The 13,349-nt window shown below is 57.4% G+C and carries 12 protein-coding genes; 7 read left to right on the plus strand and 5 right to left on the minus strand.

All coding sequences use genetic code 11. The features are described 5' to 3' along the window. Positions 1 to 12: 12 nt before the first annotated feature. Positions 13 to 1,713: a hypothetical protein gene (locus tag P9239_RS18990; protein ID WP_309753634.1), complete on the plus strand. Its 1,701-nt coding sequence runs from the start codon at positions 13 to 15 to the stop codon at positions 1,711 to 1,713. A 131-nt stretch (positions 1,714 to 1,844) separates the two neighbouring features. On the opposite strand, the gene P9239_RS18995 is transcribed toward P9239_RS18990, so the two are convergent. Then, on the minus strand, positions 1,845 to 2,348 hold the full coding sequence (locus P9239_RS18995; protein WP_309753636.1) for a hypothetical protein: 504 nt from the start codon (positions 2,346 to 2,348) through the stop codon (positions 1,845 to 1,847). A 99-nt stretch (positions 2,349 to 2,447) separates the two neighbouring features. Next, positions 2,448 to 3,107 carry a S24 family peptidase gene (locus P9239_RS19000; RefSeq protein ID WP_309753638.1) on the minus strand — a complete coding sequence of 220 codons (660 nt, stop codon included), beginning with the start codon at positions 3,105 to 3,107 and terminating at the stop codon, positions 2,448 to 2,450. Positions 3,108 to 3,195: 88 nt separating this feature from the next. On the opposite strand from P9239_RS19000, the gene P9239_RS19005 reads away from it, so the two are divergent. Next, a complete protein-coding gene (locus P9239_RS19005) occupies positions 3,196 to 3,510 on the plus strand; it encodes a hypothetical protein (protein WP_309753640.1) in 315 nt (104 codons plus the stop codon). Between the two features lie 81 nt (positions 3,511 to 3,591). On the opposite strand, the gene P9239_RS19010 is transcribed toward P9239_RS19005, so the two are convergent. Both P9239_RS19010 and ligD read right to left on the minus strand, forming a co-directional pair. Further along, positions 3,592 to 3,864, minus strand: coding sequence for a hypothetical protein (locus P9239_RS19010; RefSeq protein ID WP_309753642.1), 273 nt, complete (start codon positions 3,862 to 3,864; stop codon positions 3,592 to 3,594). Between the two features lie 62 nt (positions 3,865 to 3,926). After that, the gene (gene ligD / locus P9239_RS19015; RefSeq protein WP_309753644.1) at positions 3,927 to 6,437 is read right to left on the minus strand and encodes a DNA ligase D; all 2,511 of its coding nucleotides are present in this window, start codon (positions 6,435 to 6,437) and stop codon (positions 3,927 to 3,929) included. Between the two features lie 364 nt (positions 6,438 to 6,801). On the opposite strand from ligD, the gene P9239_RS19020 reads away from it, so the two are divergent. Next, positions 6,802 to 7,731 (plus strand): Ku protein, encoded by a 930-nt coding sequence (locus tag P9239_RS19020; RefSeq protein WP_309753646.1) that lies wholly within the window; start codon positions 6,802 to 6,804, stop codon positions 7,729 to 7,731. Beyond that, positions 7,728 to 8,570: a tetratricopeptide repeat protein gene (locus P9239_RS19025; RefSeq protein WP_309753648.1), complete on the plus strand. Its 843-nt coding sequence runs from the start codon at positions 7,728 to 7,730 to the stop codon at positions 8,568 to 8,570. Before P9239_RS19020 ends, P9239_RS19025 begins: the two co-directional genes overlap by 4 nt. Positions 8,571 to 9,244: 674 nt before the next feature. On the opposite strand, the gene P9239_RS19030 is transcribed toward P9239_RS19025, so the two are convergent. Then, the gene (locus tag P9239_RS19030; protein ID WP_309753650.1) at positions 9,245 to 9,574 is read right to left on the minus strand and encodes a metalloregulator ArsR/SmtB family transcription factor; all 330 of its coding nucleotides are present in this window, start codon (positions 9,572 to 9,574) and stop codon (positions 9,245 to 9,247) included. A gap of 80 nt (positions 9,575 to 9,654) precedes the next feature. Here P9239_RS19030 and P9239_RS19035 point away from each other — a divergent pair, with 80 nt between their 5' ends. The 3 genes from P9239_RS19035 to P9239_RS19045 all read left to right on the plus strand — a co-directional run bounded on the left by P9239_RS19035 (position 9,655) and on the right by P9239_RS19045 (position 13,325). After that, positions 9,655 to 10,728: a cation diffusion facilitator family transporter gene (locus tag P9239_RS19035; protein ID WP_309753652.1), complete on the plus strand. Its 1,074-nt coding sequence runs from the start codon at positions 9,655 to 9,657 to the stop codon at positions 10,726 to 10,728. A gap of 525 nt (positions 10,729 to 11,253) precedes the next feature. After that, on the plus strand, positions 11,254 to 11,934 hold the full coding sequence (gene irlR, locus P9239_RS19040; protein ID WP_309753654.1) for a heavy metal response regulator transcription factor IrlR: 681 nt from the start codon (positions 11,254 to 11,256) through the stop codon (positions 11,932 to 11,934). Further along, positions 11,934 to 13,325 (plus strand): heavy metal sensor histidine kinase, encoded by a 1,392-nt coding sequence (locus P9239_RS19045; protein ID WP_309753656.1) that lies wholly within the window; start codon positions 11,934 to 11,936, stop codon positions 13,323 to 13,325. The genes irlR and P9239_RS19045 overlap by 1 nt, the downstream gene beginning before the upstream one ends. Positions 13,326 to 13,349: the final 24 nt, after the last annotated feature.

A 13,349-nucleotide genomic window follows, 5' to 3' on the forward strand; every position in this document is an offset into this window, starting at 1 on the left:
GTACCAAAGTCAATGAGCGCATTGATATTCAGAACCCTGTTCGTACAGTCGACTACCCAGAAGCTCGCCGGACGGTTCGGGTTCGAACCCGGCTTAAACCTGATAACGGGCGCGGATAACTCAATTGGGAAGTCTACTCTCGTACGGTTGCCGCTCTGGACGTTCGGCTGCGAGTTCCCGTTCGACGATGATTGGAAGAACTTCGACGTTCGCACGTTGCTGAAGTTTGAACTCAACGGGCGCGAACGCTACATCACTCGATATCGCGACCAATGGCGTTTGCGAGCCGAAGACGGCTCGTGGATGAGCTATCAGATAGGCAGCGATGCATTTGAGAAGGCCTTCGCCTCCCTCGTCGGCTTCGGTGTGCTTCTGCCAAGAAGGAAAGAACCATGGATTCATGAAGTGCCGTCGCCCGAGCATTACTTCGCCGCTTTCTATGTCGACCAGATGCGCGGTTGGGTCCAACCGTGGCATAGCTTCGATATTTGGAAGTATGAGAACTGGAAAGCCCCAGTCCTCACTTTCCACATCGGATACCGTTCGAGCGCATTCTTCGAACTCGATGGGCAAATCGCAAAAGGGAAAAAGGCAATTGCGGACGACGCTGACATCATCGACCGATACTCGAAGGCGGTGGATGTTCTGAACTTGCTAGCCCCTGAAGAGGAGCTCCCGACTACGGACACCGAACTCGACTCGGCCATCACCGACATCCAAGGAACGATGGTTGCGGTCAAACGACGCGAGCAACGAGCGCTCGCAGTCCTTCGAGCAAAACAGGAAGAGCTGGAAATCACCAAAGTTCAGCTTGGGATAGCGAAGGCGGCAATCGACGAGTTGGAGAGAGACTACGATTATGCGACCGAGCAGTTGGACGGCGACGTGCTTATCTGTCCGCTCTGTGCAACGCGGCACGACAACACACTTCTCGAGCGAGCGTCACTTCTTCAGGACCGCTCGGACGCTGAACATCAAGTCGTCGAGCTTACTGAGCGTCAAGCGAAAATCGAATCAAGCATTACCGCTACCCTTGGTCGACTCGAGAACGTGCGTGACGACTTGTCCAAGCTGAACCGTAGGTTCAAGCGATTGGACAAAGAGGTCACAGTCAAAAGCATTCTGGAGTCGATGGGAACTGACTCGGTTCGCCGACGCGCAAACATGGAGACCATAGAGGCGAAGAGGCGGCAACGAGAGAACAATCAGCGCCTATTCACTCAGAGGCGAGAACTCGCTGAGCTCGTGGACGACGACCACGACGAAGAAATCAGGCGATATTTCCGCAGCGAGATGCGAAATCTGTGCGAGGTGCTTCGCATTAAACCTGGTTTCGGCCTTGAAACCACTACACCGGAGGATTTCCGTAGGTTAGCGGCGTCGGGCGGCGGTGCTGACAGTAGCAGACTGCAGCTCGCTTATCACCTTGCAATCCATCGCCTCATCCAACACTACAAAACGGAGACACTGGCGCCACTAATCCTAGACACTCCCAATCAGCAAGACCAAGGCGCCCTGAATTACACGATTGTCGCGAGTGAATTGAAGCGACGAGCAACCGTACAAACTCAATTCATGGTCTGCGCCACGCGCCACGACGCTATGGCTGCGCTCGAGCAAAATTCGCACGTCATAGAGTTGGACGAGAATCAGCTCCTCTCCGCCGAAGCCTACGAACGCTACAAACAGCGCTTCGAAGGCTGGTTTGCCTAAGAAGGCGGATGCTTCACGGGCCGAGGCGGCCAAGCCGCGCCGGCCTGTATCGCGGTACGGAGATGCATTCGCGGGAACGCCGCAGTGAGCAAAGCAGCGAGGGAAGGTTTGCTCTAGCGCATTGCTCGCGTTCAATGCGGCTGACGTGCGAACGGATTGATTGGCCGCACCTTCTTCGCGTCTTTGACTCTCTCGAGAAGCTGCACCTTGCCCCAATCTCCCGTCAACGCTTCAAGCTCCCGCACGACGTTCGATTCCAAAGGCTGCAGCCCTGCGTCACCTTGAAAATTCGATTTGAATGCGTGGAGGAGACGATGTTGAAGGAGGCGGGTTACGCCCTCGATTCGCTCTTGCGTGTCCGAATCAGTGAACATCGTCGAGTGCGGTGAAAACGGGTCATAGTAAAGCAGATGAGAATACTCGCTGTGCACGGCAACCTTGGGCTCATCACTGACTAGCAATGCGCCAAGCAGTTGAACCGAGCCCTTCATCCCCTTGGGAGTTTTGAACACCCATACCCGCTTAGGGAGTCGCTCCTTGAGTTCAAGAATCTTCGTGTTGTTGGAACCAAAGTAGCCGACCTGGCCGTCCCTTAGGTTCTGTTCCAGCTTCTGCCAATAGTAGAAAATATCCATCCGCCTTGCTCGCAGTTGCCTTGCTGTGTCTTTCGCGCTCGTCGCACTGACGGAATGGTACCAACGCGCGGTCCGACATGATGGAAAGAAGCGAAATGCTCACCGTCCGTATCGGCGAACAGAACCGACGACCACGCCGACTATCTCGAGCGAACCCTGGGGTCGAATCGGCTGGAAATCCGGATTTGCGGGCTCAAGATAGAACGCCCCGTGCTTATCGAGGCGGAGAGTCTTTACTGTCATCTCGCCGTCGACGACCGCCACGACAATGTCGCCCGGCTTGGTTGGCCGATTCTTTTCGACGACCACGAGGTCACCGTCCAAGAGGCCGACGTCCCTCATTGACTCCCCCCGAACACGACAGAGGACAGTCCTGTTAGGGTCATCAACGAGATAGTCGTCGATTGTCAGCAACTCGGGGGGCTCCTGTCCTTCCGGTTGTGGCAGGCCTGCGCGCACAGCGCCGATGACTGGACGACCAAAAAAGCGTCTAGTCGGGGCCACCCGACCTTCAACCCGCTCCACATAGCCTGCGTCGGCAAGTCTTTTGATGAGCGCAAAGACGCTGCTGGTGCTGTTAAGGCCGACCACGTCGCAAAGCTTCGCCATGGCGGGGAACGCCTGATTTCGTTTCCAGTACGTTCGTAGGGCGGCTAGGTGCTCCTCGTCAGTCATTTTGTTCGCTCCATCGAATGTCTGTTCGATGAGATTGTATCGCGGATAGAGACGACCGGCGACCTGTCCCGTCACCGCCACCATTTCGCTGCCGCTTTATCTTCTAACGGGACAAAGCGGGAAACTCACGCTTGTTGAGACAGTCCGAGACCACAAGCACACCGGAGAAGCCATGCTTGAACCATCTGGAACCGTAAAGCTCTTGGTCGTCGAGACCGAAACCGGCGAGGAAGAGGAAGTCGTTCTAACGGAAAAAGACTTCCATCCTGAGCGCCGGTCGATGCTTGACGACGAAGCCTTGCGCGATGACGACGAGGGAGAGTACGTCGCGTACGCGAGCGGGTTGGGCTTTGACTTCAAAGTGGTCGCCACCCCGCCAAGGCAGATTGACATTGAAGACGAGCCAGAAGAAATCCGCATCGAGATAATTGAAAATGACCTCGATTTCGAGGAACCGCAAGACGACCGGGGAGAGGCGGAAGGCTGAGAGTTCGCCGCAGGGGCCACAGTCAGTCCATAGGCGCGCCTGCGGGTCTTCCTGAGCACCTCGGCAATGTCGGTTCCTTGCCTAATTCCCGAAGGGGTCGGCTTTCTCTTTCGTCTCCGTGCTGAGGTTGTATTCTGCGCGTACTGCCTGCAGCACACGCTCAATCGCGCCTTCCAAACCGACCGCGTTCCCGAAATGGCTCATGGTCCAATTGCAGCCAGTTGCGTCGGCTTCATGCGGTCGAGGGCGCGGCACCTGTATTTTCACGCCATCCTCTATCACCTCCTGCAACCGATGGATGCGCCGGTCGACCTCATTCTGAAGGCGCGAAGCGCTAAGCGTCTTGCGAATCATCTTGAACCCTCTATGTGCTCAAGCATTGGTTTCGCCGTGATGTGACTCACGGGACTGGCGACCTACGGCAGTCGCTTCATCGCCGACGTCAGCGATTGTTTCGTCGACCAGTAATCGGCCCAAGGGTCCCTCGTCTGAAAACTAAGGTATTCGCGTGCCGTCTGCACATTCCACTGTGAGCCGCTCCTGAGCCCACCGAGTTGTTCCCAAGCGACCGGCATCGAGACGCCCATCCCGGGTCGAGCGCGAGCGGAGAACGCCGCGGCGGTCGTCTGTCCCTTTCCATTGCGCAAGTAGTCGACAAAAATTTTCCCGACACGATTCGATGCGCCAGAGACTGCCGAGAACCGCTCCGGTATCGTCCTGGCGAGGTGCTCAACGAACGATTTCGAGAATGCCTTCACCTTGACGTAGTCCAGCCGAGGAGTAAGTGGAACGACGACGTGCAAGCCTTTGCCTCCACTGGTCTTCAACCAAGCTTGCAGGCCAAGCTCGTTCAGCAGCAAGCGAACCAACTGGGCGGCTTCTTGCACGTGTGCCCATGTCACCCCCTCACCGGGGTCTAGGTCAAAAATCACCCTGTCGGGCGCACTGAGCCGTTGTGTAACCGAATTCCAAGTATGGAACTCGACTGAGTTCATCTGGGCGGCGGACAAAAGCGCATCTGCCGTATCAACGGTCAATAGCGGCGGATGCCCTGGCCATAGTTCGCGTTCGTGAGCAGTAAGACCTGGCATCGCTGTTTTCTCAGCGTGCTTCTGAAAGAAGAGTTGCCCGGCAATCCCGTCAGGCGCCCGCACCAGGGCGACAGGCCGGTCTCTCAGGTGAGGCAGCATCCAGTCCGCAACGCTCGCGTAGTACCTCACGAGGTCGGCCTTTGTAAGCGAAGCTGACGCATCAATCACGCGCTCCGGGTTGGTTATCTTCAACTGCGGTAGTGGCTCAGGGGCTTGCGTCTTTCCGCCCTCGCGCACCACGCTGCGAGCGTCCTTGTCGAGTCGAAGCCCGATGAATGACGCTTGCCGTATGACGTCATCCGAGGTCCACTCTGCGAACTCGATTTCTGCTACCAACTCCGGTCTAACCCACCTTTCGCTCCCCGGTGCACGTCTGGACCAACGGCCTGGCTTTTTGAGCGGCGTGTCGAATGGCGTCGCGTCCACCTCAAGCGGCGCGAGCCGCTTCCAGAGGTCCCGTGCCGTCTTCGAGTCCCAGCCCGTACCGACACTTCCCGCGTCCTGAAGCTTCTTGCCAACGTAGTACCCGACCAACAGGCTGCCGACTTCACCGGCGCTGCCGCCTCGTGCGGTCATGCCGCAGATTACAAGCTCCTGCCTCAACCGTGCCTTTGCCTTGAGCCAGGTCTGCGTACGCCCCGATTCGTATTGGGCGTCGCGCCGCTTGAGCATTAGTCCTTCCAGCCCCAATCCTGATGCTGCTTCAAATACCTGAGTTGGGGAAGCATCAAAATCTTGACTAAAAAGCAGCTTCTCGCCTGCGTTTTCCACGAGGGGCGCCAGCACCACACGTCGCGCCCAAAGCGGCACCCGTCGAAGGTCCTTTCCATCGAGGAACATCAAGTCGAAGAGAAAGTAGACGATGTCGTCATTCGCTTTGCCGTCAATCGCATTCTGAAGCGCTGAAAAGCTAGGGATACCGTCCCGCATGACGACAATTTCGCCGTCTAGCCATGCGCTCGAGAGCGGAAGCTCCTTCAGCTCGTCTACGAGGAGAGGAAATCGAGACGTCCAATCGTGCCCGTTGCGAGTGATGAGCTCTACTCGCTTCCTGTCAACACGAGCGAGTAGACGGTATCCGTCAAGCTTCGCCTCAGTTATCCAATCACCGCTTGTTGGCAGCGATGGGGTAAGCGTCGCAAGCTGCGGGTCGAGTTTGGAGGGCAACGGCGCCAGGACCGCCGCAGAGAGGTCAATCTCATGCTCAACGTTTTGTCGACTCCGCGTAGTGCGCGGCTCGTGTTGTTCGACCAACCCGAGGGGATTCGAGATGACGCTGTCGGGAAGCGCCTTGATGACATCGTACTCGGCAATCGGGCGCGCCCATTCGTCTCGCTTCTTGAAAAACATCCACTCGTCTGCCTTGTCGCCAGGCTTCGAGATGCGCACGAGTTCCCATAGTCCGGCGAGCTTCTCGCCGTGCAGCCGAAAAATCAGCTTGCCAGCTTCCATACCCTTTGCAGCGTCGCCGACCGGCTCCCATGTTCCTCGGTCCCAGACGATGACCGTGCCCGCGCCGTATTGCTTCGGTGGAATAGTCCCTTCGAAGCTCGCGTAGTCGACCGGATGGTCTTCGACGTGCACGGCCATTTGCTTGCGGGCAGGGTCGTAGCAAGGACCTTTGGGGACAGCCCACGACAGCAAGACGCCGTTCAGCTCGAGCCGAAAATCGTAATGCAGCCGACTTGCCCAATGCTTCTGAATGACAAAGCTCAATTTTTCTGCGGCGGACCGCGTCCGGGTGGTCGACGCAGATGGCTCAGGTGTGATGTCGAAGTCCCGCTTCTTCGCGTAGTGAGCGAGAGGCTGCGTCTTTGCTTTGCGGCCAGAAACCATATTGCGGTGCCTCCGGCGAAACGTGCGAACTACTCGCGTGCCGTGCAAAACATTTGCGGCCAGTAGGCCTCAACGGCTAGTGTTGGTAGGTACCCCGGAGGCGTCGCTCTCACCTGTAGCGTCTTCGTTCCAGTGCGCGCAGTTTTCGCTGTTCAGTTTGTTCCCTTGCACGGAGAAGCCATGGTCCTCCGGGTTTCTGCGGCAAAAGCAAGCCGCATGCCCTTATCGATGCCCGCCGTTGACGCCGACGGGCAGTTGCTGCGGCGCTTCTGGTGATATTCTCATCTTCACGCTCGGGCGGCCGCGGGCGACAACTGCACCCATTTTGTCCGGCGAAAGCTCACTCGCCGGCCGGGAGAAGCGTATGGTAGCTCGCTCAATTGCGTCGCTGTCACTGTCGTTCGGACTGGTCTCGATACCGGTACGGCTTTACTCCGCTACGGAAAGCTTATCTGAGGTTCGATTCAACCTGCTCGCGCCAGATGGTTCACGCGTTAAGCAACAATACGTCTCCGAGAGTACTGGCAAAGTCGTCGAACGGAGCTCGATGCAGAAGGGCTATCAATTTGAGAAAGATAGGTACGTTGTATTCACGGGCGATGAACTAAAGGCGCTGGAAGAAGGTGCGAGCCACGTCGTGGAAATCGTTTCATTTGTGCCTGAAAAGTCAGTAGACCCGCTGTACTACGACAAGGCGTATTTCATCGCGCCCGACAAGCGTGGCGGCAAGCCCTACAGCCTTCTGCAAAGAGCGCTTGCAGAGACTGGGCGTTGCGCCCTCGCTAAATGGGCATATAAAGGCAAAACGCGAATCGTCCAGGTGCGTGCTACGGAGGACGGCATGATTTTTCAGCAGCTCTTGTTCGCAGACGAAGTGCGGTCGCTTAAAGACCTCGATATCGAACACACGTCGGTGTCCGATTCTGAGCTCAAACTGGCTGTACAAATCATCGAACAAGGGGCCGAGGACACGTACGACGCGTCAGCCTACGAGGACGAGGAGAAGAAGCGCATTCTTGCTGCCATCGACGCAAAGATTGCCGGGAAGCAAATCGTCACGAGTGCGGAACCTGACGCAGCCGGAGGCGGCGAGGTCATTGACCTGATGGAAGCTTTACGAGCGAGTCTTTCCACGACGAACGGCAAAGCGAAGCCGGCGGCAAAACGGAAGGTCGCGACGAAGGCGGTTGAAGAGGCTGAAGAAGTTGCGGTTCCGAGGGCGCGTAAGCCTGCAGCGCGGGCGGCGAAGGTCGATGCTGGCGCGCCCGCAAAAGTGGCACGTGCGCGCAAGTGACCAATCCAGACGTATCGCACCACGTTTCGCTGGCCAAACTGCGGTCAATGCTAGGAGTGTCCCGAGCCGTTGTGGACGGCCTAATTGAGCTCGGTCTCGTGACTCCGAGTCGCGGACCGAGGAACTCGCTGCGCTTCACCTTTCAAGATGTCGTCTTGCTTCGTACCGCCTTGCAGTTGCGGACATCGAAGACTTCGCCACGCAAACTGCGCGATGCGCTCGAAAGGCTTAAGCGTGAGCTTCCGGACGAGCTCCCGCTGTCCGGCATTCGCGTCGCTGCTGAGGGCAACAAGATTATCGTCAAGACCGGCCCAACGCGATGGGACGCGGTGACGGGGCAGCTGCTTCTGGACTTTGAAGTGGCAGAGGTCGGCGGGGATGTTGTCCTGCTGGATGCGACGCCGCAGCGCAAAAGCGCCGCCGCCGGTCAAGCGCGCGAGCGGTATGAGTTGGCCGAGCAATTGACGAAGACTGAGCCCAACGCCGCGGAGCTCAACTACCGAAAAGCAATCGAATTGTCGCCGGAACCGTTTTATGCGGCATATGTGGACCTCGGTGCTCTGTTGTGCGAGCAGGAGCATCAATGCGGAGACGCGTTACGTGTCTTCGATGAGGCCTTAAAGCACTTTCCGGATGACGCAGTCTTGCATTTCAACCGCGGTGTCGCGCTCGACATCATGGAGCGACACGACGAAGCTAAGAAGAGCTACGAGCGATGCCTCGCCATCAATCCGGATTACGCGGATGCACACCACAACCTCGCTATTATCTTGGATAAGCGCGGCGACCGGCGCGGTTTGATTCGTCATCTGAGCGCCTACCGCAGACTTAGTACCTGACAACTGCGGCGTGCGGAACGAGCGACTGCATCGAGCGAATACCTTTTTACACGTCGGTGTCAGCGGTGTCGTCGAGCTAACCAACGTTTGGACGTTGTTCAATGTCGCTAACGAGCCTTGTTTCGGGCGGCCTGCTGGCAACGTTCTGGCATAGAGCTCAAACGAACGAGCCGATTGCTGGCACCTTGCCGCCGTCACAAGGGGCCGAACAACGACGAGAAAGGGTCGCTGTTATCGGCGTTGCTCCTAGATTGCCAACGTCGCGAGCCGTGTGCGAAGGGTAAGGAAGTCAGCGGTGCTGCCGGCTTGCATCACGACGGCGGATTCTGCGCGACCTTGTTCCGTTGGAACGCTTGCATTCGAGAGCTCTCATTCCGACTTAAGTGCCGGCTAGACACTCGTGGCACGCATAGCACCCTGCCGCGCGGGAGATGCCGTAATGCTCGCTCTTATGGAGAACGCTTCCGCATTTGGCTTCCGGAGAATTGAGACGCATGATGCCCCGCTCGGCGGATAGGCCAGTTCAAAGGCAACCACTCTGCCTCTTGAGTTACCAGTGGCGATGGACGGTTACCGCCCCTGGTCTAACAAGTGCTAAAAGTCGGTTGCGTCGCTGCAAATAATCAGCCCTTCAGCTTCCGTCTGCAGACGACGCGAATGGTCAAAACAGCAATTCACTCGAGCTCTGGGCCGTCAGGTGGTTGCTGTTCACAGACGTGCTCTACCATGTTCCCGATGATGCGCTTCACATGGTGGTCAGCTGCGTCGTAGAAAATTTGCTTACCTCGTCGCTCGGCCCGTAGAACGCGAGCGGCACGTAGCAGACGCAGATGATGACTGACGAGCGGCTGTGACATACCGTACTTCGCGGCAATGTCAGATACGCACAGAGGGGAGCCAAGACAAGCTGCAATTATCTTGAGTCTGCTGGGGTCACCCATGAGCCGGAACATCTCAGCCATCTCGACGAACCGGTCGTCGCTCAACTGGACTTCTTCAATCATAGCTCTACCATCCACTCACATATCAATGTGTGTTTATATGTGTATATAATTCTACATCCAGTACGCTAAGGTAACCCACGATGTCTACCAAGCACGACCACTCTGACCATCAGCGCGCCAAGTCGAACGTCGCCGGTCACGCCGACGACGATGACCATGACCATGACCATGACCATGACCACTCGACGCACGACCACGGCAAGGGCCACAGCCACGGAGGCCACGGACACAGCCATGCAGGACATAATCACCTGTCCGGAGTGACTGACCAAAGGCGCATGGGCTGGGCGTTCGTCATCATCGCCGCCTTCATGCTTGTCGAGGTCATCGGAGGCGTCGTCTCGGGCTCTCTGGCACTCCTGGCCGACGCGGGCCACATGGCGAGCGACACTTTAGCGCTCGCGTTTAGCTGGGCGGCGATTCACTATGGCAAGCGGCCAGCAACGGGTCAAATGTCCTTCGGCTATAAACGTCTAGAGGTCCTGGCTGCGTTTGTGAACGGATGCGCCTTGTTTGTCATCGCAGGGTGGATTGTCGTCGAAGCCGTGCAGCGGTTTGCGGCCCCGGTTCCGGTTCTCGGCAAGACTATGTTCATCGTGGCCGTGGTCGGGCTGCTAGCCAACATAGGCGCGTTTGCGGTTTTGCACGGCGGCAACCGCGAGAACCTCAATATGCGCGGAGCATGGCTTCACGTTATGGGAGACATGTTAGGCTCCATCGCAGCCATCGTAGCCGCGTTGGTCATTCTTGGCACAGGATGGACACCAATCGACCCGCTGCTCTCGATTTTTGTCGCGGTCATCATCCTCAAGAGCGCGTGGGGCATTGTTAAGTCCTCAGCGCGTATCTTGCTCGAGGGAACGCCCGAAGGTATGAGTCTCGCCGATATCAAAGCCGACCTTGAGCAGAACGTCGTGGAAGTCTCCAACGCACACCACATCCACGCCTGGTCCATCACTGGTGAGCAGCATCTGGTGACACTGCACGTTCACCCAGCGTCAGGGACTACCGCACGTGACGTCGTCATTGCCGTCCAGCAGCGGCTGGCAACGAAATTCAATATCCAACATGTGACCGTACAGGTTGAGGATGAGCAATGCGTCGACGCCCATTCTAGTACTGGAGTCGGTCACGAGGCTCAGCGAGCCGTTTGACATACGACACAGCGGCCGTCATGTAATGTGTCGCTCATCAGCGTAACGGGGCTCCGGACCAGCGCGGCGTCAAGCGTCAGCTAAAAGGAGTGCCGCGATGTTTTGCAGGCGCAGTCTCCACGGAGCTCAACGCCTGCATAAATCCCGCATTCGTCGACCGGGATGTCGCCGCCGCCAAAAGCCCGCAGAGCGCCCAGCTGCTTGCAAAAATAGCCGTTCCGCGATGCGTTCCGTCGACACGTGCGTGCTCGTCAACGGGCGCGTTGATTACTGCACCTATCTCCGATTCGCCGGAGTCTGCTAGTAACGCGCACCTCAATCCAGAGTTTATGTCGCAGAAGATGACAGTAATCTCATGTTCATCTCATGTGAATGCTCCGGCGAGTTCGTAGTATCTCGGCGGATGAGCGCCTCCACGGCTTGCGGCCAGACCGGCAACTGAAACGAGCCAGCGAAAAAAGCAATGCTACTGGAGAATGTGCGGCGCAAGATTGAGCACGTTGACGGAAGTCGAAGGACACGCAGATGAAGATATTGATTGTTGAAGACGAGGAGAAAACAGGCGCCTATCTTCGTCGAGGCCTCTCGGAAGCGGGCTACGTTGTCGACTGGGTCAAAGATGGCATCAGCGGGCAGCATCAAGCAGAAACGGAAGAATACGATTTGCTGATTCTTGATGTGATGCTTCCAGGACAGGACGGCTGGACGCTCCTGAAAAACCTCCGCCGCACACGGGCGACTCCGGTTCTTTTCCTTACGGCGCGGGACGACGTCGATGACCGCGTTAGAGGGCTGGAACTCGGTGCCGATGATTATCTCGTGAAGCCGTTCGACTTCGTCGAACTAACCGCGAGAATTCGTACTATTCTGCGCCGAGGCAAGCCTAGTGAAACCAACATCCTTCAGGTCTCTAACCTTCAGCTCGACCTCACACGTCGGAAGGCTACCCGGCAAGGGGACGTGGTTCTGCTCACAGCAAAGGAGTTCGCTTTGCTGTGGCTTCTGATGCGGCGCGAGGGACAGATTCTCCCGCGAGCGACTATTGCCGCACAGGTCTGGGATATGAACTTCAACAGCGATACGAATGTTGTCGACTCGGTCATTCGTCGCCTGCGAGCAAAGATTGACGACGACTACGAACCTAAGCTTATCCACACCGTCAGAGGCATGGGCTATGTTCTCGAAGTGCGCCCCCCGGAGAACTGATGGTCAAGCGCCTTCTCCCACGGACTCTACGCTCCAGATTGACCGTTCTCGTAGGCCTTCTCACGAGCGTTATCCTGGCGGCAAGCGAGCTTGCCATCTATGAGTCTTTGAAAGGGAAAATCGACTTCACCGCGGCAGAGCAGATGCACAGCATGTTGACTGCCATAGCGAGTCACCTGGAGAAGGTGCGAAGCGCGGACGAGGTTCCCCGAGATACGTCGAAATGGATTGACCCACTTCACGGTCATCGGAACATGGACCTAGCCATCTTCGATTCGACGGGTCGCTCTCTCGTCGAGACCAGTACCTTCACGGACGCGGGCACCGTACGCAACACAGCCACGCGCGGTCGATTTGTCACGTTCGATGCACGTGGAGGGACTGTGCGGTATCTGGTCGCTGACGTGCGAACAAGCAGCCCCGGCGGCCAGGTCATGCGAGTGGCTATACAGTACGACCGCAGCTACGACCTCTCGCTACTAAGACACCAGGCATACACCATCGCGGTTATCGCCGTCATCGGCGTTCTCCTCGCCACGTCGCTCGCTTACGGCATCGCCTACTTCGGACTCGTACCACTGCGCAGACTCATTCTATCGGCTGAACAAATGTCATCCAGCCGACTCGCACATCCGCTTCCACCCCTGGAGACGTCGGGCGAGTTGAAAGAGCTCGAGCATGCGTTTAATGGCATGCTTGCGCGCCTGAACGAATCCTTCACGCGTCTCAGTCAGTTTTCGTCGAATCTTGCGCACGATATGCGTACGCCGTTGAACAACCTCCAAACCGCTGCACAGGTCGTGCTGGCGCGGCCCAGGGGGCCGGACGATTATCGAGAGGTCATCGAGTCGAGTGTAGACGAGTATCAGCGTCTGTCGAGGATGATTGACGACATGTTGTTCCTCGCCAGGTCTGAACGTGCGGACGCGCAAATGGACGTTCGTCGACTTGACGCCAGGGCTGAATCGGCACGCGTGGTGGGCTATTACGAGCCACTAGCTGAAGACGCGGACGTGACTATCCTCGTCGTAGGGGACGCGGCTCTCGACGCAGACTTGATGCTTTTCCAGCGAGCATTGAGCAACCTAATCTCGAACGCGCTCGCACACGCCCCGGCGGACTCCGACATTACCGTCACATGCAGCGAGAGCGACGACATGACGACGGTTGCTGTATCTGACAGTGGAGAAGGCATCCCGGAAGAGCACCTAGATAGAGTCTTCGACCGCTTCTATAGGGTAGACCCGTCGCGGCACAACTCTGCGTCAGGGACTGGCCTCGGATTGGCCATCGTTCGCTCCATCATGGACCTACATAAGGGCGAAAGCGGCGTTCGGAGCGAGCCTGGAAAGAAAACGACGTTCTGGTTGCGCTTTCCGAAACGCCAATAGCGCGAGCAGGGGCACCAGCGGGAG

It is taken from the genome of Caballeronia sp. LZ062 (assembly GCF_031450785.1).
Lineage (GTDB): Bacteria > Pseudomonadota > Gammaproteobacteria > Burkholderiales > Burkholderiaceae > Caballeronia.

What these genes read in the sequence shown, in the direction of transcription:
- P9239_RS18990 (WP_309753634.1), top strand. Translation starts at nt 13, where the DNA reads ATGAGCGCATTGATATTCAGAACCCTGTTCGTACAGTCGACTACCCAG.
- P9239_RS18995 (WP_309753636.1), bottom strand. Translation starts at nt 2,348, where the DNA reads ATGGATATTTTCTACTATTGGCAGAAGCTGGAACAGAACCTAAGGGAC.
- P9239_RS19000 (WP_309753638.1), bottom strand. Translation starts at nt 3,107, where the DNA reads ATGGTGGCGGTGACGGGACAGGTCGCCGGTCGTCTCTATCCGCGATAC.
- P9239_RS19005 (WP_309753640.1), top strand. Translation starts at nt 3,196, where the DNA reads ATGCTTGAACCATCTGGAACCGTAAAGCTCTTGGTCGTCGAGACCGAA.
- P9239_RS19010 (WP_309753642.1), bottom strand. Translation starts at nt 3,864, where the DNA reads ATGATTCGCAAGACGCTTAGCGCTTCGCGCCTTCAGAATGAGGTCGAC.
- ligD (WP_309753644.1), bottom strand. Translation starts at nt 6,437, where the DNA reads ATGGTTTCTGGCCGCAAAGCAAAGACGCAGCCTCTCGCTCACTACGCG.
- P9239_RS19020 (WP_309753646.1), top strand. Translation starts at nt 6,802, where the DNA reads ATGGTAGCTCGCTCAATTGCGTCGCTGTCACTGTCGTTCGGACTGGTC.
- P9239_RS19030 (WP_309753650.1), bottom strand. Translation starts at nt 9,574, where the DNA reads ATGATTGAAGAAGTCCAGTTGAGCGACGACCGGTTCGTCGAGATGGCT.
- P9239_RS19035 (WP_309753652.1), top strand. Translation starts at nt 9,655, where the DNA reads ATGTCTACCAAGCACGACCACTCTGACCATCAGCGCGCCAAGTCGAAC.
- irlR (WP_309753654.1), top strand. Translation starts at nt 11,254, where the DNA reads ATGAAGATATTGATTGTTGAAGACGAGGAGAAAACAGGCGCCTATCTT.
- P9239_RS19045 (WP_309753656.1), top strand. Translation starts at nt 11,934, where the DNA reads ATGGTCAAGCGCCTTCTCCCACGGACTCTACGCTCCAGATTGACCGTT.